Source organism: Ruegeria sp. HKCCD7628, assembly GCF_057221005.1.
This window is the reverse complement of record NZ_JBWVBA010000002.1, coordinates 149515-169465: the sequence shown is the minus strand read 5'-3', so window position 1 is coordinate 169465 and position 19951 is coordinate 149515. Positions and strand designations below refer to the sequence as shown.

The following is a 19951-nucleotide window of genomic DNA, read 5'->3' as shown; positions in this document are numbered from 1 at the left end:
TCAAACAGGCATCAATGCCCAGTAGTCCAGATCAAGCAACACGTTGGGCATATAGCGCCCGTCTTCGTTTTTCAGCAGGAAGGGTTCGCCGCACTTTGTTGCGACCAAGCGTAGACGGATCGCCCCCACGCCGGGCACGCCGGTTTCGGCCTTGTCCAGAACCTCGGACCACGACTTGATCGTATCACCCGCAAAACACGGGTTGGCGTGCGCGCCGCCATTCAGGCCCACCACCATCTGCGCATTGGCCAGACCATTGAAAGACAATGCCCGCGCCATCGAGATCACGTGACCGCCATAAATCAGGCGTCCCTCCGGGCGGAAGGTCAGGTCGAAATGCACTTTGGCGGTGTTCTGCCAAAGGCGGGTGGCCAGCATATGCTCGGCCTCTTCTATTGTGACACCGTCCACGTGGTCGATCTTTTCGCCGATCTCATAATCGCCCCAGCGATGCGCCTCACCGGCTTGGGCAAAATCGTAGTTCGAGAAATTCAAACCCTGCGGAATGACCAGATCGCTTGGCTCCAACGCCTTTTTCAACTCGGGCACCACTGCGTCGGGTGCGGGGGCGGACAGGTCTGATTTGCGGACCATCACCCAGCGGACATATTCCATGACCGCCTCATCGCGCTGATTCAGGCCACGGGTGCGCACATAAACCACCCCGGTTTTGCCGTTCGAGTTCTGCTTGACCCCAATCACCTCGGATTCTGACCGCAGCGTGTCACCAGCATAGACCGGTTTCAGCCAGCGCCCCTCGGCATAGCCCAGATTGGCAACTGCATTCAGAGAGACATCCGGCACTGTCTTGCCGAACACCACATGAAACGCCGCCAGATCGTCCAACGGGCTTTGTGGCAAGCCGGATGCCCGGGCGAACTCGTCCGAGGAATAGAGCGCATGACGCGCAGGATAGAGCGCGTGATACAGCGCCCGCTCACCATCGGTAACGGTGCGCGGCACCGCGTGTTGCAGCACCTGCCCGACGGAATAGTCCTCGAAAAAGCGGCCCGGATTGGTCTTTGCCATTATTGCTGTCCCAGTTTCATATCGGGTGAATAGTCGGCCGCGACCTCTTTGGTCACAGCCTGCGCACAGCGCATCACGTTATTGGCGGCGTCAAAGGCATAAGACGGGTCGCCATACAGCTCCCACCCTTTGGCCAGAGCGTCGGACACTTTGTGGCAAAAGGCCGAGGTGTCCTCTTCCGTCAGCAGACGATAGAGTTTTGCCATTTTATTCCCCTCACGATCCGAACGGAGACGGGCCGACCAGCCCGTGAATATAGCCGATGACACCCAGCAGAACGATCGAGGCCACAAAGAACATCGCGTCTTTGCCGTAGGTTCCGGGTTCACCGGGTGTCCAGTCAGGCTCGGACTTGTTGATCACGATCACTTCGACCACGGCCCAGGCCAGCAATCCGCCGAACAGGATGATCGAGGCCAGATCGCCATTCACCAGCAGATGCGCAAAGGCCCACAGCTTGAACCCGCCCAGCATCGGATGGCGCAGCTTGTTCAGCAGGCGGCCTTTCTTGGGTGCGGGGCTCATCAGGAAGATGGCGATCAGCACCAGCAGGTTGTTGACGTGGATCAGGAATGTGGGCGGCGCCCAGACATAGATGAAATCGGTCATGCGATAACCGAAGACCATCAGCAAAATCGCCGCCACCAGCGCCAGTGCCATCGCACCTTTGCCGCCATCGCCCATGCCCGCCCGCCGTGCGGGCGCGACGCGTTTGAACAGATGTGCGGCCCACCAAAGCGCCACACCAAGGATCAGAAGAACAAAGCCCATGCTGGCTTACCCCGCTTGCAAAGCTGAAATCGCCTCTGCTTTTGCCAGAATTTCGCGGGCGGTTGCAACGTGCAGGTTCTCAACAATTTTGCCATCCACGACAGCGACGCCCTGCCCCTGCGCTTCGACCTCTTCAAAGGCCGTGATCTGACGTTGGGCCAGATCTATTTCCGCATCCGAGGGCGCATAGGCCGCGTTGGTGATTTCGACCTGAGCCGGGTGTATCAGCGTCTTGCCGTCAAAGCCCATATCGCGGCCCTGCGTACATTCTGCGGCTAGCCCCTCGTCATCCTTGAAGGCGTTATAAACGCCGTCCACGATGATCAGGCCCTCGGCCTTGGCGGCCAGCAGACACAGGCCCAGCGAGGTCATCAGCGGCAGGCGATCGGGACGGAAACGGGTCTGCAATTCCTTGGCCAGGTCATTGGTGCCCATCACAAAGCCTGCCATCAGCGGATGCGCCGCGATTTCGGCGGCGTTCAACATTCCGCGCGGTGTCTCCATCATCGCCCAGGTCGGCATATCTCCTGTGATCGCCGCCAGAGCGTCTACATCAGCGGCCGAGTTCACCTTAGGCAACAGAACCACATCGGCATCCATGTCCGGCACGGCCTCGGCATCAGCACGGCCCCATTCGGTGTCCAGCCCGTTGATGCGCACGATCTTGACCCGCGCACCGTATCCGCCAGCAGCCAGAGCGGCCTTGAGCGTTTCACGCGCGTTCTCTTTTTCATCCGCTGCGACGGCATCTTCCAGATCAAAGATGATCGCGTCGACCGGCAAGGTGCGCGCCTTGTCCAGCGCCCGATCTTTCGAGCCGGGGATATACAGAACAGAACGATAGGGGCGCTGACGGGGGTCCATTGGCCTCTCCCTTAAGAAATAAAGTTGCGCGGAATGGGGCATTTTTTGCCGGAAAGTTCAAGAGCAAAATCGCCGCATTGCAGCATAAGCGACGCAACGTGCGTTGGCTTAACCGGATTTCGGTGCCTCGCCTGCACCCTTTGGGGCAGATGGAGTCGAAAGGGTGCACGGATGAAAAAGACGCTGTTCAAGATGACGATGGGGCTGGGCATCATGGTGCTGGCCGCCCAGCAGGTACAGGCCCGGAACTGCGCCCCGCGCGAAGACGTGGTCAAGCGGTTGACCGAAACCTATGGCGAGACCCGTCAGGGCATCGGCATCGCGCGCCGAGGCGCGGTGATGGAGGTCTATGCCTCGGACACAAGCGGTAGTTGGACGATCACGGTGACGATGCCAGACGGAATGACCTGTCTGATCGCGTCCGGTCAGTCTTATGAGGACATGGCCGAGGCGCTGCCGCCCAACGTCTAGGTCAGCGCATCCCAGATCAGTTTGCTGCCGGTCAGGGTCAGCAGGACATAAGCGATGCCAAAGAACAGGCGCTCTGACAGCATGAAATGCGCCCGGACGCCCAACCACGCGCCAAGAATGGCGAAAGGGGTCAGTAGTAGATCCGCCAGCGCCGTGTGCCATGTGAACAGGCCCAAATAGGCGAAGGGCACGAATTTCGCTGCGTTGATGACCCAGAAAACCAGCACGGTGCTGGCCTGAAACTCGGTCTTCGTCAGGCGTTGCGACAGCAGGTATACGGCTGCGGGCGGGCCGCCGGCGTGGCTGACAAAGCTGGTGAACCCGGCCACCAGCCCCGCAAACAGCCCGGCCGAGGGTGGCAGCCGGTTGGCAAAGCCGCGAATCCAGCCCTTGCTTTGCGCCACATGCCAGACCACGAACCCGACCGAGATCCCCCCGATCAGCAGACGCAGCAAATCGTCATCTGTCACGCGATACAGCCACGCGCCCAGAGCGATACCAGGCACAGCGCCAAGGATCAGCAGGCGCGAATCCGGCCAGCTCCAGCGTTTCCAATAGGGTTTCAGCGTGGCGACGTCGATCACCATCAGGATCGGCAGCATCAGCGCCAGCGCCTGTCCCGGCGTCAGGATCAGCGCCAGAATCGACGAAGACGCGAAGGCCACGCCCGACCCGAACCCGCCCTTGGAAATGCCGGCGAAGATCACGGCCGGGATCGCCACGGCAAAAAACATCAGGTCCAGTTCGAACATTTAGTCTTCCGAATACTTCAGGAATCGCGCCCCTCGGACGGCACAAATACGGTATGCGGTTGTATGCCACGCAGCACAACCCTTGCACAAATCCGTTTTACCGACTAGCACGACCGCGATTTCTAACCGCATCGGAGATTTTCCACATGGCCAGACCCAAGATCGCGCTGATCGGCGCAGGTCAGATCGGCGGCACGCTCGCCCACCTCGCTGCAATGAAAGAACTGGGTGACGTCGTCCTGTTCGACATCGCCGAAGGCACCCCCGAAGGCAAGGCGCTGGACATCGCAGAATCCGGCCCCTCCGAAGGGTTCGACGCCAAGCTGAAGGGCACCCAGTCCTACGAAGACATCGCAGGCGCGGACGTCTGCATCGTCACCGCCGGTGTGCCCCGCAAACCGGGCATGAGCCGCGACGACCTGCTGGGCATCAACCTGAAGGTCATGAAATCCGTGGGTGAAGGCATCGCTGCCAATGCTCCGGATGCGTTCGTCATCTGCATCACCAACCCGCTGGACGCAATGGTCTGGGCGCTGCGCGAATTCTCGGGCCTGCCCCATAACAAGGTATGCGGCATGGCCGGCGTTCTGGACTCGGGCCGTTTTGCCCATTTCCTGTCGGAAGAGTTCAACGTCTCGATGCGCGACGTCACCGCGTTCGTTCTGGGTGGCCACGGCGACACCATGGTGCCGTCGGTGCGTTACTCGACCGTTGCCGGTATCCCGCTGCCCGATCTGGTTGAAATGGGCTGGACCACACAGGAGAAACTGGACGCCATCGTTCAGCGCACCCGTGACGGCGGTGCCGAAATCGTTGGACTGCTGAAAACCGGCTCGGCCTTCTATGCTCCGGCCACCTCGGCGATCGAAATGGCCGAAGCCTATCTGAAAGACCAGAAGCGCGTTCTGCCCTGTGCCGCCTATTGCAATGGCGAGCTGGGCGTAGATGGCATGTATGTCGGCGTCCCCACCGTGATCGGCGCAGGCGGCATCGAGCGTGTTGTCGACATCAAGCTCAACGAAGAAGAGCAAGCCGGTTTCGACAACTCGGTCAACGCCGTGAAGGGCCTGATCGAAGCGTGCAAGGGTATCGACAGCTCTCTGGCCTGATCCTTCCACAGCACAAAATTCAAAAAAACCGGTCCTCTTTGGGCCGGTTTTCTTTTGCAATCAAGGCTGATGTTAGACGTGTCGCCAATGTTGGCGCAAACGTCGCAAATCCTTTATTTGTTGGCACCAATGGCCATGCGCATCCAGATATCGAATCAACATACACCGCCCACAAAATTTGTGATCACACCAGAAAATACTGTGATCACAAATGCTGAAAATCTTTGCTAAAAACTGCGTCGGCGGCAAAAAAACCTTTAAACTTGTCCCCTAGACACCCCTATAACGATCTAATCGTAGTCAGACGGGACAATTTCGATGAATATTCACGAATACCAAGCCAAGGCTCTTCTTCGCAGCTATGGCGCTCCGGTCTCCGAAGGTCGCGCGGTTCTGCGCGCCGAGGAAGCCAAAACCGCAGCCGGTGAACTGGATGGCCCCCTTTGGGTTGTCAAAGCCCAAATCCACGCAGGTGGCCGCGGCAAGGGCTCGTTCAAAGAGGCCGACGCCGGTGAAAAGGGCGGTGTCCGTCTGACCAAATCGGTCGAAGAGGCCGCCGAAGAAGCCAAAAAGATGCTGGGCCGCACGCTGGTTACACATCAGACCGGCCCCGCGGGCAAGCAGGTCAACCGCATTTATATCGAGGCCGGGTCCGGCATCGAGCGTGAGTTGTATCTGGCGCTGCTGGTGGATCGCCAGACCAGCCGCATTTCCTTTGTCTGCTCGACCGAAGGCGGCATGGACATCGAAGAAGTCGCCGAGTCCACGCCCGAGAAAATCCTGTCCTTCTCGGTGGACCCTGTGTCCGGCTATCAGGCCTATCACGGTCGTCGCATCGCCTTCTCGCTGGGTTTGCAAGGCGCGCAGGTCAAGCAATGCGTCAAGCTGATGGGTCAGCTGTACCAGGCCTTCGTCGAGAAGGACATGGAGATGCTGGAGATCAACCCGCTGATCGTGGCCGAAGGCGGCGACCTCAAGGTGCTGGACGCCAAGCTGGGCTTTGACGGCAACGCAGTTTACCGCCACCCCGACATCGCTGAACTGCGCGACGAGACCGAGGAAGACCCCAAAGAACTCGAAGCCTCGAAATACGACCTGAACTACATCGCGCTGGATGGTGAGATTGGGTGCATGGTGAACGGTGCCGGTCTGGCGATGGCGACCATGGACATCATAAAACTGTATGGTGCCGAGCCTGCCAACTTCCTCGATGTAGGTGGCGGAGCCACCAAAGAGAAAGTGACCGAGGCGTTCAAGATCATCACCTCGGACCCGAACGTCAAAGGCATTCTGGTCAACATCTTCGGCGGCATCATGCGCTGTGATGTGATTGCCGAAGGCGTAGTCGCCGCGGTGAAAGAGGTCGGCCTCAAGGTCCCCCTGGTCGTGCGTCTGGAAGGCACGAACGTTGAGAAGGGCAAAGAGATCATCAACACCTCTGGCCTGGACGTAATCGCAGCGGACAACCTGAAAGACGGTGCCGAGAAGATCGTGAAGGCCGTCAAAGGCTGATGTCATCCCGTTGGATGGGCTTCGGCCCATCTTTCCCAAGATTTCGGTGGGCTGAGGCCCGCCCTACAAAGGAGAACGCCAGATGGCAGTCCTCATCGACGAAAATACCAAAGTGATCTGTCAGGGCTTTACCGGCTCGCAGGGCACATTCCACTCTGAACAGGCCATTGCTTATGGCACCAAGATGGTCGGCGGCGTGACCCCCGGCAAAGGCGGGATGACCCATCTTGACCTGCCCGTGTTCAACTCGGTCCACGAGGCCAAGCATGAGACCGAAGCCAATGCCTCGGTGATCTATGTGCCACCGCCCTTCGCAGCTGACTCGATCCTCGAAGCGATTGACGCCGAGATGGAAGTGATCGTCTGCATCACCGAAGGCATCCCGGTTCTGGACATGATGAAGGTAAAGCGCGCGCTGGAAGGCTCCAAATCGCGCCTGATCGGCCCGAACTGCCCCGGTGTCATCACGCCGGATGCCTGCAAGATCGGCATCATGCCCGGCCACATCCACAAGCGCGGCTCGGTCGGCGTTGTGTCTCGTTCCGGTACCCTCACTTATGAGGCTGTCAAACAGACCACTGACGTGGGTCTGGGCCAGTCAACCTGCGTCGGCATCGGCGGCGACCCGATCAAAGGCACCGAACATATCGACGTGCTGGAATGGTTCCTGGCCGATGACGAGACCCACTCGATCATCATGATCGGTGAGATCGGTGGTTCAGCCGAAGAGGAAGCCGCACAGTTCCTGGCGGATGAAGCCAAGAAGGGCCGCAAAAAGCCGGTTGCTGGCTTCATTGCAGGCCGCACAGCCCCTCCGGGCCGCCGCATGGGCCACGCAGGCGCGATCGTCGCCGGTGGCAAAGGCGGTGCCGAGGATAAGATCGAAGCCATGCGCTCGGCCGGTATCGTCGTGGCAGAAAGCCCGGCAACGCTGGGTGAGGCCGTGCTGGAAGCGATTGGGTAAAATGGAACAGGCGCTGATCTCAGAACTGAGGGCAGCGCCCGCCCAAGGGGTGGGCAAGAAGCACCCGCCCTTTGGGGCGGGTTGGGCGATGCCCGGCGGTGCCCACCGTGCGGGTCTCTTAATTTTGCTCTCCTTTCTAGGAACATCTGTTGCATCCCAAAACTCTGGTATTGTTCCAATGGATCAATTCGTTGTTCGAGCTATTACAGGCCTCGATGGTGCCGAAACAGATTTACTAGAGAACGACAAGATCGCTTTCACCTATCTGAACATTCGAGTTGACGACGCCGAAATGCGTGCAGCGGCCGAATTATGGTGTTCACAGTTTGACGGAAAAGCGCGTTTGGTTTCAGACGTGCAAGTGGGACGTTACTACTGGTTGCTCGAACGTCGTCAAACTACGTTTGATTGCACCGGTGTAAACTAAAGAGGAGGAAGAGTTTAAATCGCCATGACCTTCTCCGATGCCATCCGCACCTGTTTCTCCAAGTTCTTCACGTTCTCTGGTCGCGCCTCGCGGCCTGAATACTGGTTCTTTTTCCTGTTCATCGTGATCTGGAGCCTCATCGCAGGTTTCATCGACCTTCAGTTTTTCACGCAAGTCGCCACGACCGAGACCGAAACGACGAAATCCGTCGCTGCCACATCGAGTCAACCGGTGCAGAGCATTGTCAGCCTAATCGTCTTCTTCCCGCATCTCGCGGTCGCATGGCGGCGAATGCATGATACCGGACGCAGCGGGCTTTATGCTCTGTTTCCGCTGCTCCTGATGGCCGGGGCCGTTGCGGTGCTGGTGTTCGGTATCGGCATGGCGTCCAGCTTCCAGCATGGCGGCAACCTGGATGTCCTGTTCACCCGCGCGACTTTACTGATTGTTATACCCACCCTTCTAATCCTGATGATCTCGCCGCTTCTGGTGCTGTGGTGGCTGACCCGCCCCAGCCAGCCAGGCACCAACAAATACGGTCCCAACCCATATGAGGTAACCCAATGACCGAGCACTCGCCCAACTCCGCCTTTCATGCCTCAAGCTTCATGCAGGGGCACAACGCCGAATACCTGGAGCAGCTTTACGCTCAATACACGCGCGACCCGAACGCGGTTGATGCGGCCTGGGCCGAGTTCTTTCGCGCCATGGGCGATGCCTCGCCGGATGTGCAGCGCGAGGCCGAGGGGCCATCCTGGGCGCGCACCGACTGGCCGCCGATGCCGGCGGATGACCTGACCGGGGCGCTCACGGGCGAGTGGGCCGAGATTGACGCCAAGGCGGCGGGCAACAAGATCAAAGATAAGGCGGCGGCCAAGGGCGTTGAGGTCAGCGAAGACCAGATCAAGCGCGCGGTGCTGGACAGCCTGCGGGCCTTGATGCTGATCCGGGCCTATCGGATTCGGGGCCATCTGGCCGCCGATCTCGACCCGCTGGGGATGCGCGCCGCAACAAACCACCCCGAGCTGGATCCAAAGACCTATGGCTTTACCGAGGCCGACATGGACCGGCCGATCTTTATCGACAACGTGCTGGGCCTGCAGATGGCCTCGATGCGGCAGATCGTTGATATCGTGAAACGCACATATTGCGGCACCTTTGCGCTGCAATACATGCATATCTCAGATCCAGAACAGGCTGCTTGGCTGAAGGAACGGATCGAAGGCTACGGCAAGGAAATTGCTTTCACCAAGGAAGGACGCAAAGCCATCCTGAACAAGATGGTCGAAGCTGAGGGCTTCGAGAAATTCCTTCACGTCAAATACATGGGCACCAAGCGGTTCGGCCTGGACGGCGGTGAGGCTCTGATCCCCGCGATGGAACAGATCATCAAGCGCGGCGGCGCGCTGGGTGTGCGTGACATTGTTATCGGGATGCCGCACCGAGGCCGTCTTAACATTCTGGCCAACGTGATGCGCAAACCCTATCGCGCGATCTTCAACGAATTCCAGGGCGGCAGCTTCAAGCCCGAGGATGTGGATGGCTCAGGCGATGTAAAATACCACCTCGGCGCCTCGAGCGACCGCGAGTTTGATGGCAACAGCGTTCACCTGTCGCTGACGGCCAACCCCTCGCACCTTGAGGCGGTGAACCCCGTCGTTCTGGGCAAGGTCCGCGCCAAACAGGATCAGTTGAAAGACAACGAGCGTACCGCTGTGATGGGCATCCTGCTGCATGGCGACGCGGCCTTTGCTGGTCAGGGTGTCGTGGCCGAAGGGTTTGGCCTGTCGGGTCTGCGCGGTCACAAAACCGGCGGCACCATGCATATCGTAGTGAACAACCAGATCGGGTTCACCACTGCGCCGCATTTCAGCCGCTCCAGCCCCTACCCCACCGATATCGCGCTGATGGTTGAGGCACCGATCTTCCACGTGAACGGTGACGACCCTGAGGCCGTGGTTCATGCCGCCAAGGTCGCGACCGAGTTCCGCCAGAAGTTCCACAAGGATGTGGTCATCGACATCTTCTGCTACCGCCGGTTTGGTCACAACGAGGGCGACGAGCCCATGTTCACCAACCCGATCATGTACAAGAAGATCAAGACACATAAGACGACCCTGTCGCTGTATACCGAGCGTCTGGTCAAAGACGGCCTGATCCCCGAAGGCGAGATCGAGGATATGAAAGCCGCCTTCCAGGCGCAGCTGAATGACGAGTTCGAAGCCGGGAAAGACTATAAGCCCAACAAGGCCGACTGGTTGGATGGGCGCTGGTCACATCTGGACAAGAATAAAGACGAATATGTCAGGGGCGATACCGCGATCACGCCAGAAACTATGGCCGAGGTCGGCACAGCCCTGACCCATGTTCCTGCGGATATTGCTTTGCACAAAACAGTGGGCCGTCTTTTGGACCACAAAAAGCAGATGTTCGACAATGGCAAAGGCTTTGACTGGGCTACGGGTGAGGCGCTGGCCTTTGGGTCGCTTTTGACCGAAGGCTATCCGGTGCGTCTGTCTGGCCAAGACGCGACACGCGGGACGTTCAGCCAACGCCATTCTGGCTTTGTCCATCAGGAAACAGAAGAGCGGTACTATCCGCTGAACAACATCCGGGCTGGTCAATCACAGTACGAGGTGATCGACTCGATGCTGTCGGAATACGCGGTGCTTGGGTTCGAATATGGCTATTCGCTGGCCGAACCCAACGCGCTGACCCTGTGGGAAGCGCAGTTTGGCGACTTTGCCAACGGCGCGCAGATCATGTTCGACCAGTTCATCAGCTCGGGCGAAAGCAAATGGCTGCGCATGTCTGGTCTGGTCACGCTGCTGCCGCACGGGTTCGAAGGGCAAGGCCCCGAACACTCGTCAGCGCGTCTGGAACGGTTCCTGCAGATGTGCGGTCAGGACAACTGGATCGTGGCAAACTGTACGACGCCTGCGAACTATTTCCACATCTTGCGCCGTCAGCTGCACCGGACCTTCCGCAAACCGCTGATCCTGGTGACGCCGAAATCGCTGTTGCGGCACAAGCTGGCCGTCAGCACGGCTGCGGATTTCACCACCGGCTCCAGCTTCCATCGGGTGCTGTGGGATGACGCGCAGCATGGCAATTCTGACACCAAGCTGGTCAAGGATGACAAGATCAAGCGAGTCGTTCTGTGTTCGGGCAAGGTCTACTATGACTTGCTGGAAGAACGGGACGCGCGCGGCATCGACGACGTCTATCTAATGCGGATCGAGCAATATTATCCTTTCCCGGCGCACTCGCTGATCAACGAGCTTGAGCGTTTCAAGGGCGCCGAGATCGTCTGGTGTCAGGAAGAGCCCAAGAACCAAGGTGCCTGGACCTTTATCGAACCCAACATCGAATGGGTTTTGACCCGGATTAAAGCCAAACATACACGGCCCCGCTATGTCGGTCGCGCCACTTCGGCCTCGCCCGCGACGGGTTTGGCCAGCCAACACAAAGCCCAACAAGAAGCGCTGGTGAACGAAGCGCTGAGCATTGAAGGAAAGTAATGATGTCCATTGAAGTTCGTGTTCCCACGCTGGGCGAGTCGGTCACTGAAGCCACGGTTGCCACATGGTTCAAAAAGCCCGGAGATGCGGTGGCAGTTGACGAAATGCTCTGCGAGCTAGAGACCGACAAGGTCACCGTCGAGGTCCCCGCCCCCGCTGCAGGTGTAATGGGTGAAATCGTCGCCGCCGAAGGTGAAACCGTTGGCGTTGACGCGCTGCTGGCCACGATCGCGGCAGGCGAAGGCGCTGCCCCCGCCCCAGCGGCGGCGGCAGCCCCTGCGGCAGACGCTCCGGCAGCATCAGGCGACAGTGTCGACGTGATGGTTCCCACGCTGGGCGAATCCGTAACCGAGGCAACCGTGTCCACATGGTTCAAACAGGTGGGCGACGCCGTCGCGCAGGACGAAATGCTGTGTGAGCTGGAAACCGACAAGGTTTCGGTCGAAGTTCCGGCCCCGGCGGCGGGCGTTCTGGCCGAAATCACCGCCCCCGAAGGCACCACGGTGGATGCCTCGGCCAAGCTGGCCGTGATCTCGGGCGCGGGTGCTGTTGCGGCTCCGGCGGCTGCTCCGGCAGCGGCGGCCCCTGCGGCTGCGGCCACCGGCAAGGATGTGTCCAACGCGCCTTCGGCTGAGAAAGCGATGGCCGAGGCCGGTCTGTCCGCAGGTCAAGTCGCAGGCACAGGCCGCGACGGTCGCATCATGAAAGAGGACGTGGCCCGCGCCGTGGCAACGGCTGCAGCACCTGCACCTGCTGCTGCTCCGGCTTCGGCCCCTGCGCCGCGTGCCCCTGTGGCCGCTGACGATGCCGCGCGCGAGGAACGGGTCAAGATGACCCGCCTGCGTCAGACCATCGCCAAACGCCTGAAAGACAGCCAAAACACCGCCGCCATGCTGACCACCTATAACGAGGTGGACATGACCGAGGTGATGGCTCTGCGCAACCAGTACAAAGACCAGTTCGAGAAGAAGCACGGTGTGCGTCTGGGCTTTATGTCCTTCTTCACCAAGGCTTGCTGCCACGCGCTGAAAGAAGTGCCCGAGGTGAATGCCGAGATCGACGGCACCGACATTGTCTACAAAAACTTCGTCCATATGGGCGTGGCCGCCGGTACGCCGACCGGTCTGGTGGTTCCGGTCATCCGCGATGCTGACAGCATGTCCTTCGCGGCGATCGAAAAAGCCATCGCCGAGAAAGGCAAACGCGCCCGTGACGGCAAGTTGTCGATGGCGGAAATGCAGGGCGGCACCTTCACCATCTCGAACGGTGGTGTTTACGGCTCTCTGATGTCCTCGCCGATCCTGAACCCCCCGCAATCGGGTATTCTGGGCATGCATAAGATTCAGGACCGCCCGATGGCGATCAATGGTCAGGTTGTGATCCGTCCGATGATGTATCTGGCGCTGTCCTATGACCACCGGATCGTCGACGGCAAAGGCGCGGTGACCTTCCTGGTGCGCGTGAAAGAGGCGTTGGAAGATCCGCGCCGCCTGCTGATGGATCTGTAATCATGGCAACACATGTTCTGTGGCAGGCCGATGTGGCCGATTTTGACGCCTGGCTGACCGTGTTCCGCGAAGATCAGCCTATGCGCAAGGCGGCAGGCATCTACGACCTGCACGTTTGGCGCGACCCCGATCAGCGCGACCACGCCATCGCGATGTTTGAGGTGCGCGATCTGGACAAGGCCCGTGCTTTTCTGGATTCGCAGGAATTGGCGATGCACCACGAACGCGGCGGCGTTGCCCATATCCAGGTGAAACTGCTGCAGCCTGTCTGACTCTGAAACAGCCCGTGTGCGGAACGATCTCGCACACGGGCACGCACATACCTGTGAACCCAGCCTGCCTTCACCCACGGCGGATGGTAATCGCAAGACCGGACTGAGATTTACAAAAGGATAAACATCATGTCTTCCGAGCTTTCGATACTTGCCCTCTATGGCCTTGTGGTCATCGTTGTGGTGCTGCTGAATGTCCTGACTGCAATGTCTCAGGTCGGGCTGATGACGCTGGGTGGCGCGCGCGATGACATGCCGCCTTTGACCGGAGTTGCCGGACGAGTGGAACGCGCACTAGCAAATTCCGTCGTGGCCATGGCCCTGTTCGCCCCTGCAGTTTTGATCCTGTCTGCCAAAAACGCCTTTACCGGTGGTACGTTGTTTGCAGCACAGATCTTTCTGCTCGCGCGGATCGCCTTTGTGCCGATCTACGCCTTTGCCATCCCCGTTCCGTTCCTGCGCACCACTGTCTGGCTGGCAGGGTTCCTGGCAACGGCTTACCTTTACCTTCAAGCGCTTTAAGGCGCGACTCGCCGCGCCCTGCACAATGGCGCGGCTCTAACACAGTTTGCCGCGATCAGGCTCTGCAACGAATACCGGATGGTAGACATGACCCCCGAAACCACAGTTCTTACCCTGGCCGCCCTGCTTTGGGCCGTTCAGTTCATCGCATATCTGGCCGTCGGCCACGGCAAGATCGACCTGAACAAAGCCATTGGCCCCCGCGACACAGAGGTTGATCGCCCCGGAGCGTCGGGCCGGATGCACCGCGCGCTCAGCAACATGACCGAGGGGCTGACCCTGTTCGCCATTGCCGCCCTTGTCATTACCGTGACAGGACAATCGACCTCATTCACCGCCACTGCCGCCTGGATTTTTCTGATCGCGCGCGTTCTTTATGTTCCGGCCTATGCGCTGGGCTGGACGCCGTGGCGCACAATCATCTGGATGGCCGGCTTTTTAGCAACTGTCGCAATGCTGCTTGCGGCGCTGTTTTAACCGTGTTTCTCAGGTTAGAATAAAACGCCTAGGGATCAGGGCGCACGCCCACACCATAGAACAACAAAGGACCATTTGAATGGCAAACTATGACGTCATCGTAATCGGAGCCGGCCCCGGCGGCTATGTCTGTGCCATCCGCTGCGCCCAGCTGGGCCTGAAAACTGCCGTTGTCGAAGGGCGTGACACGCTGGGCGGCACCTGCCTGAACGTGGGCTGCATCCCGTCCAAGGCGCTGCTGCACGCGAGCCATCAGCTGCACGAGGCCGAGCATAACTTTGCCAAGATGGGTCTCAAGGGCAAAAGCCCCTCGGTCGACTGGAAGCAGATGCAGTCCTACAAGGATGAAGTGATCGACGGCAACACCAAGGGCATCGAGTTCCTGTTCAAGAAGAACAAGATCGACTGGCTGAAAGGCTGGGGTTCGATCCCCGCTGCCGGGCAGGTCAAAGTGGGGAACGAGGTTCACACCGCCAAGAACATCATCATCGCATCCGGGTCCGAGCCGTCCTCGCTGCCCGGAGTTGAGGTGGATGAAAAAGTCGTCGTGACCTCGACCGGCGCGCTGTCGCTGGGCAAGATCCCGAAAAAGATGGTCGTGATCGGCGCGGGCGTAATCGGGCTGGAACTGGGCTCGGTCTATCAGCGTCTGGGGACCGAGGTGACGGTGATCGAATTCCTCGACGTGATTACGCCGGGCATGGACCCCGAGGTTCAAAAGACCTTCCAGCGTATCCTCAAGAAGCAGGGCCTGAAATTTGTCATGGGCGCCGCCGTGCAAAAGACCGAGGCCACCAAGACGAAGGCCAAGGTCACCTACAAGCTGCGCAAAGATGACAGCGAGCATGTGATTGAGGCTGACACCGTGCTGGTCGCCACCGGGCGCAAGCCATTCTCGGACGGTCTGAGACTGGAGGCTTTGGGCGTCGAGATGACCCAGCGCGGTCAGATCAAAGTCGGGACTGACTGGCAGACCAACGTGCCCGGCATCTATGCCATCGGCGATGTAACCGAGGGCCCGATGCTGGCCCACAAGGCCGAGGATGAGGGCATGGCCGCCGCCGAACAGGTCGCGGGCAAGCATGGCCATGTGAATTATGGAGTCATTCCGGGCGTCATCTACACCTGGCCCGAGGTCGCCAATGTCGGTGAGACCGAGGAAACCCTGAAAGCTGCAGGTCGCGCCTATAAGGTCGGCAAGTTCATGTTCATGGGCAATGGACGTGCCAAGGCGAACTTCGCCGCTGATGGGTTCGTCAAGATTCTGGCCGACAAAGAGACCGACCGCATTCTGGGCGCCCACATCATCGGCCCCGCAGCAGGTGATCTGATCCACGAGGTCTGCGTTGCAATGGAATTCGGGGCCTCAGCCGAGGATCTGGCCCTGACCTGCCACGCGCACCCGACCTATTCCGAGGCGGTACGCGAAGCGGCTCTGGCCTGCGGCGACGGTCCGATCCACAGTTAAGTTATGTGACCCCGGCAACTACTTTGCCGGGGTCAACCACGCTATCAAGTATCCCTCTAATCGGTCTGTAAACGTGCTGGCCGAGTGTAGCGCGCAGAATTTCAGCGACATCGCTTGCAAGGCAAAGGCCTGAACCCCTTCGGCCTGCAGGTCCGCCGAAATATCCTGACGCAATTGGGCGGATTTCAACCAATCGGAAACCAGACGGAAATACCTTTCGAAACACTGCGCAATCGGGCCTATTTCAGCGATCGCCGCCGCCCCTGAATAACGCAGTATCAGATCGAACACATAGCGTTCGGACATCATAAAACTGTGTATCGGCTCCAACGCTACCACAATTTGGTGCACGTTTTGCGGGGACGATCCAGCTTCGACAGAATCAAAACACGCGCTTAGCTTTTCGCCAATCAGGATTTCCATCAAGGCGTCCTTGTCCTTGAAATGCGCAAAGAACGTGCCCTTTGCGACGCCGGCAATCTGCACCACTTCCTCAACGCGCAGAGCTTCAAACCCGCCGCTCTCAACAACTTCTGCCGCAGCAGCCAACAGGCGCGCTCGAGTTTTCAAAGTACGTTTTTGCATAAGGTTCTTTCGCACAGTTTTTGACCGTGGTCAAATTTTTTATTGACCGCGGTCATTTTTGATTCTAAATAAATGACCGTGGTCACTATTAGGAGAAATCAAATGAAACTCAAAAAGATCCTCATCCTTGATGGGCACCCGGCTGAAAACAGCCTGTCCCGGACTTTCGCACAGACCTACGCAGACGCTGCACGCGCCAAAGGACATGAAATACGGATGGTTCATCTGAGCGAACTGCAGTTCGATCACGACTTTGGCCAGGGCAATTACCAGAATTTCAAACCGTTGGAGCCGGTGTTGGAGCAGGTTTTGCAAGACGTCGAATGGAGTGATCATCTGGTTTTGACGACACCGATGTGGTGGGGTGGTCTTCCCGCCAAGCTGAAGGGATTGATAGACCGGATGTTCATCCCCGGCCGAACCTTTGACACCAGAAACACCACCCTGGCAGGCTTGCCCGCACCCTTACTTTCCGGCCGCACAGCGCGCGTGATCCTGACGTCAGACACACCTGGCTGGTTTATGCGGCTTGTCTACCGGCAGGCTCTGGTAAGACAGATCAAAGGTCAGATTCTTGGATTTGTCGGCTTTAAACCGACCCGATTCACTTATTTCGCCGGGGCGAGCCAACCCAAAGAAGGCCTCGTGGAACAATGGATCTCACATATCGCTAAGATCGGAGCAGCCGCAATTTGACATTCTGCTTACCACATCGTTTGTGCGGCGCGTGCGCCCCACTCCCGGTCATAGCGCAAGCCGCCCTCGTCTCCATCTGACGCTTCGGCCAGAAGTTCACCAACTGTGGGCAGATCGGCCGTCTCGTCCCCGTTGTTCCAGGTTCGAGCGCGCATCAAGGCGCGGGCGCATTGCGAATAGATTTCGGCGATCTGAACGACAATCACGGTGGTCGGTCGTTTACCCTGTTTTTCGAACCGAGCTACCAGATTCTCGTCAGCAGTCACTTTGGCGGTTCCGTTCACGCGCACGACGTTGTTGGAACCGGGCACCACGAACATCAGTGATACGCGAGGATCGCGGACTATGTTGCGCAGGCTATCGAGGCGATTATTTCCGCGCCAGTCCGGCATGGCAATTGTGTGCGGATCCAATTCAAGAACCACCGGGCCGTCATCCCCGCGTGGACTGCCATCTACGCCTTCGGGGCCCACAGTGCTGAGAACGCATAGGCGTGAGGCCATTATCCACTTGCGATACAATGGCGTCATCCTGTGCACCACCTTGCGCAGCGAGGGTGCCGCCGGCGTACCATACAAACCCGTTAGGGTTTCGATATCCTCAACGAAATTCATCAGGATCAAACCCCACTTCTTTCATCAACGTGTTCGAGCGATCCTCTATCACATCTTCTAGGCGTTCCAAAAATGAACCCCGTTCAACACCCGGTTCGATCCGATCAAGAAAGTCGACAATCGCCAGGCCGGGTTTACGCATGATGCCCGAGCGTGGCCAGAACACACCCGCATTTGTGGCGACAGGTACACAGGGAAAACCCAGCCCCTCGTACAGGACCGCAGTGCCCACCTTATAAGGTTTCTGCACCCCAGGCGCGACGCGCGTTCCCTGGGGATAGATGACCAATTGACCGGGTTCCGAGAATTCTTTCGCGACGTCCTTGACCATCTTTGCCACCGCCGCACCTTTTTTACCGCGGTCCACCGGAATGCACCCCAAACGACGCGCATAAACTCCGATGATCGGGGTCCACATAAGCTCTCGTTTCATGATGAACTTGGCCTGCGGCATCGCGTTGAAGATCATGATGATATCTAAGAAAGACTGGTGCTTCGCGCCTACGACAACCTCATCTACTGGCGCGGTTCCACGCACTTCGCATCGAATACCAACCATCCAACGCGCCAGCCACATAGTAGACCGCGCATAGGACTTGCACGCCTTCCGAGCCCCCTGCTTTGCAAAGATGGCGTAGGGCGCGAAGACGATACCAAGGATCAGCATCCAAACATAGATGACGATCATGAAAACCAAAGAGCGAAACCACTGAACCGCTGTTGCCATCAAGAAAGCTCCTTCAGTTTTCGGCTGGCGGCGCTCCATGTCGCCAGAAACGCGACAGTGGCCCCCAGTATCGGAATCAGGGTTGGCAGTAGCCAGCCGACCCCTTTGAAACCAAGCCCAGTCAAAAAACCACCTTCATCCGAAGCCTCGGGCAACAGCAGAACACCGGTCATACCAAGAAACATTCCAACCATCGCCCCAAAGAACGCACGATACGTGAACCGTCTGACAAACGCATTGGCGATAAACCGGTCCTGCGCCCCAACAAGACGCAGAACCTCGATGATCTGGGCATTTGCGGCAAGCGACGCATTGGCCGCCAGCGTGATCATCGCCGCTGTGGCGCCCCCGATCAGCAGGATCGAGACCCACCCCAGCCTGCGTAAGGACATCGCCGCATCGACCAGAGGCTCGCGCCATCGGGTATGATCATCCAACACCGCTCCGGGCACCTCGGCCCCCAGGCGCAGACGCAAACCTGCGGCATCCATACCGGGCTCGCCTTCGATCACTTCGATCAATTGCGGGACGGGCAGCGTGTCCAGTGGCAGATCAGAACCGAACCAAGGAGATAGCAGGGCGATTTGTTCCTCGGCCGTCAAAGCACGGGCTGACGCCACGCCAGGTGTTTGCGACAGAACGGCCAGCGCAGCCTCGGTTTGGGCCGCAAGCTGATCTGCGGGCGCGTTGATGCGCAGGGTCGCCGCCCCGGCCAGCTCGGTGGCCCAACGATCCGCCAACCGTCCCGAAGCTAGTGACAAAGCCAAGGCAAAAACGGCCAGGAACGCCATAGCGCCTGACACGAACACGGTCAGTTGCGCAGTATAGCCGGTGGGCGGGACAACACGATCAGCGCTGGTGTCCCGCTTCAACAGGTTGCGGATGGCACCGTTGCTCATAGATCCGCCCCCGCCAGTTGCACTTGTCGCTGAGAAATACGCAACACCCGTGCCTGAACCTGACTTTTGGCCGCCCGTATTAGGCTAAGGTCATGCGTAGCGATCAGCACCGTCTTACCCATCTTGTTCAACTCGACCAACAGGCGCAGCAGTCGTTGGGACATTTCCCAATCAACGTTGCCGGTGGGTTCATCTGCCAAAACGACGTCAGGAGACAGGATCACCGCACGCGCCAGTGCCGCGCGTTGGCGCTCACCCCCGGACAGTTCCGGCGGAAGCGCGTCCTTGCGGTCTCCCAAACCAACCCAGTTCAGCAGCTCCGAAAGGTCCTCTTGTTGCGCAGCTTCACCGCGCCCTGACACCATCAGCGGCAGCGCTACGTTTTCGGCAAGGGACATGTGATCCAGAAATCGGCAATCCTGATGCACTACACCAATCCGGCGGCGCAGCAGCGCCATCTGATCCCGGTCCAGCCCGGCAATGTCTTGTTCAAATGCGGACAACCGACCCGACGTCGGCAACAAAGCGCCATAGCAGAGTTTGAGCAGCGTCGTTTTCCCTGCCCCCGAGGGACCGGTCAAAAAGTGGAATGATCCGGACTGCAACCGTAAGGATACATCGCTCAGCAGGGCGCCACCACCATAAGTATAGCTGACATTTTCCAGCTCGATCACGAAAGCCCCCAGTTTGCTTACCGCTCTTCTTGCCCGAGCGTCGTTGTTGTTTCAATGCCTGCACCGGGTCGAATTGGTGACACTTAGTT

Annotated in this window: 23 protein-coding genes; 13 read left to right on the top strand and 10 right to left on the bottom strand. The window is 58.8% G+C overall.

The genetic code is table 11. From position 1 onward, the window contains the following. The 4 genes from AC2TAD_RS07260 to AC2TAD_RS07245 are packed head-to-tail and all read right to left on the bottom strand — an operon-like array spanning position 1 to position 2664. Entirely contained in the window at positions 1–1029 is a 1029-nt protein-coding gene (locus tag AC2TAD_RS07260; RefSeq protein WP_480866863.1) for a MaoC family dehydratase, read from the bottom strand. Continuing rightward, a complete protein-coding gene (locus tag AC2TAD_RS07255; protein WP_170751789.1) occupies positions 1029–1235 on the bottom strand; it encodes a DUF1737 domain-containing protein in 207 nt (68 codons plus the stop codon). Before AC2TAD_RS07255 ends, AC2TAD_RS07260 begins: the two co-directional genes overlap by 1 nt. 10 nt (positions 1236–1245) lie before the next feature. Then, a complete protein-coding gene (locus tag AC2TAD_RS07250) occupies positions 1246–1800 on the bottom strand; it encodes an NnrU family protein (RefSeq protein WP_480866861.1) in 555 nt (184 codons plus the stop codon). A 6-nt stretch (positions 1801–1806) separates the two neighbouring features. Continuing rightward, a complete protein-coding gene (locus AC2TAD_RS07245; protein ID WP_480866859.1) occupies positions 1807–2664 on the bottom strand; it encodes an HpcH/HpaI aldolase/citrate lyase family protein in 858 nt (285 codons plus the stop codon). 171 nt (positions 2665–2835) lie between these two features. Here AC2TAD_RS07245 and AC2TAD_RS07240 point away from each other — a divergent pair, with 171 nt between their 5' ends. Beyond that, complete coding sequence (locus AC2TAD_RS07240; RefSeq protein ID WP_170353520.1) at positions 2836–3135, top strand: hypothetical protein; 300 nt, start codon at positions 2836–2838, stop codon at positions 3133–3135. On the opposite strand, the gene AC2TAD_RS07235 is transcribed toward AC2TAD_RS07240, so the two are convergent. Further along, positions 3132–3887, bottom strand: a complete 756-nt coding sequence (locus AC2TAD_RS07235; protein WP_170751795.1) for a sulfite exporter TauE/SafE family protein — start codon at positions 3885–3887, stop codon at positions 3132–3134. The genes AC2TAD_RS07240 and AC2TAD_RS07235 overlap by 4 nt on opposite strands. 146 nt (positions 3888–4033) lie before the next feature. Here AC2TAD_RS07235 and mdh point away from each other — a divergent pair, with 146 nt between their 5' ends. From mdh to lpdA, 11 genes are all read left to right on the top strand, one after another. Next, positions 4034–4996, top strand: a complete 963-nt coding sequence (gene mdh / locus AC2TAD_RS07230; protein ID WP_170353522.1) for a malate dehydrogenase — start codon at positions 4034–4036, stop codon at positions 4994–4996. A 318-nt stretch (positions 4997–5314) separates the two neighbouring features. Further along, on the top strand, positions 5315–6508 hold the full coding sequence (sucC, locus tag AC2TAD_RS07225) for an ADP-forming succinate--CoA ligase subunit beta (RefSeq protein WP_480866857.1): 1194 nt from the start codon (positions 5315–5317) through the stop codon (positions 6506–6508). An 82-nt stretch (positions 6509–6590) separates the two neighbouring features. Further along, complete coding sequence (gene sucD / locus AC2TAD_RS07220; RefSeq protein ID WP_480866855.1) at positions 6591–7472, top strand: succinate--CoA ligase subunit alpha; 882 nt, start codon at positions 6591–6593, stop codon at positions 7470–7472. Position 7473: 1 nt separating this feature from the next. Further along, entirely contained in the window at positions 7474–7899 is a 426-nt protein-coding gene (locus tag AC2TAD_RS07215) for a hypothetical protein (RefSeq protein WP_480866853.1), read from the top strand. A 24-nt stretch (positions 7900–7923) separates the two neighbouring features. After that, positions 7924–8466, top strand: a complete 543-nt coding sequence (locus tag AC2TAD_RS07210; protein ID WP_170751803.1) for a DUF805 domain-containing protein — start codon at positions 7924–7926, stop codon at positions 8464–8466. Beyond that, the gene (locus AC2TAD_RS07205) at positions 8463–11420 is read left to right on the top strand and encodes a 2-oxoglutarate dehydrogenase E1 component (RefSeq protein WP_480866851.1); all 2958 of its coding nucleotides are present in this window, start codon (positions 8463–8465) and stop codon (positions 11418–11420) included. The genes AC2TAD_RS07210 and AC2TAD_RS07205 overlap by 4 nt, the downstream gene beginning before the upstream one ends. 2 nt (positions 11421–11422) lie before the next feature. Then, on the top strand, positions 11423–12928 hold the full coding sequence (gene odhB / locus AC2TAD_RS07200) for a 2-oxoglutarate dehydrogenase complex dihydrolipoyllysine-residue succinyltransferase (RefSeq protein WP_480866850.1): 1506 nt from the start codon (positions 11423–11425) through the stop codon (positions 12926–12928). 2 nt (positions 12929–12930) lie between these two features. Then, complete coding sequence (locus AC2TAD_RS07195; protein ID WP_170751809.1) at positions 12931–13200, top strand: hypothetical protein; 270 nt, start codon at positions 12931–12933, stop codon at positions 13198–13200. A gap of 129 nt (positions 13201–13329) precedes the next feature. Further along, positions 13330–13722 (top strand): MAPEG family protein, encoded by a 393-nt coding sequence (locus AC2TAD_RS07190; RefSeq protein WP_480866848.1) that lies wholly within the window; start codon positions 13330–13332, stop codon positions 13720–13722. An 87-nt stretch (positions 13723–13809) separates the two neighbouring features. After that, on the top strand, positions 13810–14199 hold the full coding sequence (locus AC2TAD_RS07185) for an MAPEG family protein (RefSeq protein ID WP_170353531.1): 390 nt from the start codon (positions 13810–13812) through the stop codon (positions 14197–14199). Positions 14200–14278: 79 nt separating this feature from the next. Then, positions 14279–15667, top strand: a complete 1389-nt coding sequence (lpdA, locus tag AC2TAD_RS07180) for a dihydrolipoyl dehydrogenase (protein ID WP_480866846.1) — start codon at positions 14279–14281, stop codon at positions 15665–15667. 18 nt (positions 15668–15685) lie between these two features. On the opposite strand, the gene AC2TAD_RS07175 is transcribed toward lpdA, so the two are convergent. Beyond that, a complete protein-coding gene (locus AC2TAD_RS07175) occupies positions 15686–16252 on the bottom strand; it encodes a TetR/AcrR family transcriptional regulator (RefSeq protein WP_480866845.1) in 567 nt (188 codons plus the stop codon). 102 nt (positions 16253–16354) lie between these two features. Here AC2TAD_RS07175 and AC2TAD_RS07170 point away from each other — a divergent pair, with 102 nt between their 5' ends. Continuing rightward, positions 16355–16948 carry an NAD(P)H-dependent oxidoreductase gene (locus tag AC2TAD_RS07170; RefSeq protein WP_170353534.1) on the top strand — a complete coding sequence of 198 codons (594 nt, stop codon included), beginning with the start codon at positions 16355–16357 and terminating at the stop codon, positions 16946–16948. 8 nt (positions 16949–16956) lie between these two features. Here the strand turns inward: AC2TAD_RS07170 and AC2TAD_RS07165 are convergent, their stop codons facing one another. The 4 genes from AC2TAD_RS07165 to AC2TAD_RS07150 are packed head-to-tail and all read right to left on the bottom strand — an operon-like array spanning position 16957 to position 19862. After that, positions 16957–17562, bottom strand: coding sequence for a pyridoxamine 5'-phosphate oxidase family protein (locus AC2TAD_RS07165; RefSeq protein WP_480866843.1), 606 nt, complete (start codon positions 17560–17562; stop codon positions 16957–16959). Beyond that, a complete protein-coding gene (locus AC2TAD_RS07160) occupies positions 17549–18289 on the bottom strand; it encodes a lysophospholipid acyltransferase family protein (protein ID WP_170751819.1) in 741 nt (246 codons plus the stop codon). The genes AC2TAD_RS07165 and AC2TAD_RS07160 overlap by 14 nt, the downstream gene beginning before the upstream one ends. Further along, the gene (locus tag AC2TAD_RS07155) at positions 18289–19188 is read right to left on the bottom strand and encodes a cell division protein FtsX (protein WP_480866841.1); all 900 of its coding nucleotides are present in this window, start codon (positions 19186–19188) and stop codon (positions 18289–18291) included. The genes AC2TAD_RS07160 and AC2TAD_RS07155 overlap by 1 nt, the downstream gene beginning before the upstream one ends. Further along, positions 19185–19862 (bottom strand): cell division ATP-binding protein FtsE, encoded by a 678-nt coding sequence (locus AC2TAD_RS07150; protein ID WP_170724088.1) that lies wholly within the window; start codon positions 19860–19862, stop codon positions 19185–19187. Before AC2TAD_RS07150 ends, AC2TAD_RS07155 begins: the two co-directional genes overlap by 4 nt. Positions 19863–19951 lie beyond the last annotated feature (89 nt).

Coding starts and splice junctions, on each gene's coding strand:
- AC2TAD_RS07260 (WP_480866863.1), bottom strand. CDS start 1,029: ATGGCAAAGACCAATCCGGGCCGCTTTTTCGAGGACTATTCCGTCGGG.
- AC2TAD_RS07255 (WP_170751789.1), bottom strand. CDS start 1,235: ATGGCAAAACTCTATCGTCTGCTGACGGAAGAGGACACCTCGGCCTTT.
- AC2TAD_RS07250 (WP_480866861.1), bottom strand. CDS start 1,800: ATGGGCTTTGTTCTTCTGATCCTTGGTGTGGCGCTTTGGTGGGCCGCA.
- AC2TAD_RS07245 (WP_480866859.1), bottom strand. CDS start 2,664: ATGGACCCCCGTCAGCGCCCCTATCGTTCTGTTCTGTATATCCCCGGC.
- AC2TAD_RS07240 (WP_170353520.1), top strand. CDS start 2,836: ATGAAAAAGACGCTGTTCAAGATGACGATGGGGCTGGGCATCATGGTG.
- AC2TAD_RS07235 (WP_170751795.1), bottom strand. CDS start 3,887: ATGTTCGAACTGGACCTGATGTTTTTTGCCGTGGCGATCCCGGCCGTG.
- mdh (WP_170353522.1), top strand. CDS start 4,034: ATGGCCAGACCCAAGATCGCGCTGATCGGCGCAGGTCAGATCGGCGGC.
- sucC (WP_480866857.1), top strand. CDS start 5,315: ATGAATATTCACGAATACCAAGCCAAGGCTCTTCTTCGCAGCTATGGC.
- sucD (WP_480866855.1), top strand. CDS start 6,591: ATGGCAGTCCTCATCGACGAAAATACCAAAGTGATCTGTCAGGGCTTT.
- AC2TAD_RS07215 (WP_480866853.1), top strand. CDS start 7,474: ATGGAACAGGCGCTGATCTCAGAACTGAGGGCAGCGCCCGCCCAAGGG.
- AC2TAD_RS07210 (WP_170751803.1), top strand. CDS start 7,924: ATGACCTTCTCCGATGCCATCCGCACCTGTTTCTCCAAGTTCTTCACG.
- AC2TAD_RS07205 (WP_480866851.1), top strand. CDS start 8,463: ATGACCGAGCACTCGCCCAACTCCGCCTTTCATGCCTCAAGCTTCATG.
- odhB (WP_480866850.1), top strand. CDS start 11,423: ATGTCCATTGAAGTTCGTGTTCCCACGCTGGGCGAGTCGGTCACTGAA.
- AC2TAD_RS07195 (WP_170751809.1), top strand. CDS start 12,931: ATGGCAACACATGTTCTGTGGCAGGCCGATGTGGCCGATTTTGACGCC.
- AC2TAD_RS07190 (WP_480866848.1), top strand. CDS start 13,330: ATGTCTTCCGAGCTTTCGATACTTGCCCTCTATGGCCTTGTGGTCATC.
- AC2TAD_RS07185 (WP_170353531.1), top strand. CDS start 13,810: ATGACCCCCGAAACCACAGTTCTTACCCTGGCCGCCCTGCTTTGGGCC.
- lpdA (WP_480866846.1), top strand. CDS start 14,279: ATGGCAAACTATGACGTCATCGTAATCGGAGCCGGCCCCGGCGGCTAT.
- AC2TAD_RS07175 (WP_480866845.1), bottom strand. CDS start 16,252: ATGCAAAAACGTACTTTGAAAACTCGAGCGCGCCTGTTGGCTGCTGCG.
- AC2TAD_RS07170 (WP_170353534.1), top strand. CDS start 16,355: ATGAAACTCAAAAAGATCCTCATCCTTGATGGGCACCCGGCTGAAAAC.
- AC2TAD_RS07165 (WP_480866843.1), bottom strand. CDS start 17,562: ATGAATTTCGTTGAGGATATCGAAACCCTAACGGGTTTGTATGGTACG.
- AC2TAD_RS07160 (WP_170751819.1), bottom strand. CDS start 18,289: ATGGCAACAGCGGTTCAGTGGTTTCGCTCTTTGGTTTTCATGATCGTC.
- AC2TAD_RS07155 (WP_480866841.1), bottom strand. CDS start 19,188: ATGAGCAACGGTGCCATCCGCAACCTGTTGAAGCGGGACACCAGCGCT.